The organism is Fluviirhizobium alvei (genome assembly GCF_030551875.1).
Classification (GTDB): Bacteria; Pseudomonadota; Alphaproteobacteria; order Rhizobiales; family Rhizobiaceae; genus Rhizobium_E; species Rhizobium_E alvei.
In genome coordinates, this window is the sequence record NZ_JAUOZU010000038.1 from 1 (window position 1) to 1,177 (window position 1,177).

Here is a 1,177-nt window from a genome sequence, read left to right on the forward strand (position 1 = left end):
ATTACTCGATGATGGAGGCGACGATGCCTGCACCGACGGTACGGCCACCTTCGCGGATAGCGAAGCGGAGCTTTTCTTCCATCGCGATCGGAACGATCAGTTCAACGGCAACGGTCACGTTGTCGCCCGGCATCACCATTTCGGTGCCTTCCGGCAGCGAAACGATACCCGTCACGTCCGTTGTGCGGAAGTAAAACTGCGGACGGTAGTTGGTGAAGAACGGGGTATGACGGCCGCCTTCTTCCTTCGTCAGGATGTAGGCTTCTGCCATGAACTTCTTGTGCGGCTTCACCGAACCCGGCTTGCAGAGAATCTGGCCGCGCTCGACGCCATCACGGGTCACGCCGCGAAGCAGTGCACCGATATTGTCGCCAGCCTGGCCCTGATCGAGCAGCTTGCGGAACATTTCAACGCCCGTGCAGGTCGTCTTCGTGGTCGCGCGGATGCCGACGATTTCCACTTCTTCGCCAACCTTGACGATACCGCGCTCGACGCGGCCGGTCACGACCGTACCACGGCCCGAGATCGAGAACACGTCTTCGATCGGCATCAGGAACGGCTGGTCGATCGGACGTTCCGGGGTCGGGATGTAAGCGTCAACAGCTGCCATCAGTTCGCGGATCGCGTCTTCGCCGATCTTCTTGTCCGAATCTTCGAGAGCGGCCAGAGCCGAGCCCTTGATGATCGGAATATCGTCGCCCGGGAAGTCGTAGGACGACAGAAGTTCGCGAACTTCGAGTTCGACGAGCTCGAGCAGTTCCGGATCGTCGACCTGGTCGACCTTGTTGAGGAACACGACGATTGCCGGAACGCCAACCTGACGGGCGAGCAGGATGTGCTCGCGGGTCTGCGGCATCGGGCCGTCGGCAGCCGAGCAAACCAGGATCGCGCCGTCCATCTGGGCAGCACCGGTGATCATGTTCTTGACGTAGTCGGCGTGGCCGGGGCAGTCAACGTGGGCATAGTGACGGTTGGCCGTCTCATATTCGACGTGTGCCGTCGAGATGGTGATGCCGCGGGCCTTTTCTTCCGGAGCGGCGTCGATCTGGTCATACGCCTTGAACTCGCCGAAAAACTTCGTGATAGCCGCCGTCAGCGACGTCTTGCCGTGGTCAACGTGGCCGATCGTGCCGATGTTCACGTGCGGCTTGGTGCGCTCGAACTTGCTCTTTGCCAT

1 protein-coding gene is annotated in these 1,177 nt (G+C 60.6%); it reads right to left on the reverse strand.

Annotation, left to right across the window (positions count from 1 at the left end; all coding sequences use genetic code 11):
* Position 1: 1 nt before the first annotated feature.
* Positions 2-1,177 (reverse strand): elongation factor Tu, encoded by a 1,176-nt coding sequence (gene tuf / locus Q4481_RS24550; RefSeq protein WP_304379058.1) that lies wholly within the window; start codon positions 1,175-1,177, stop codon positions 2-4.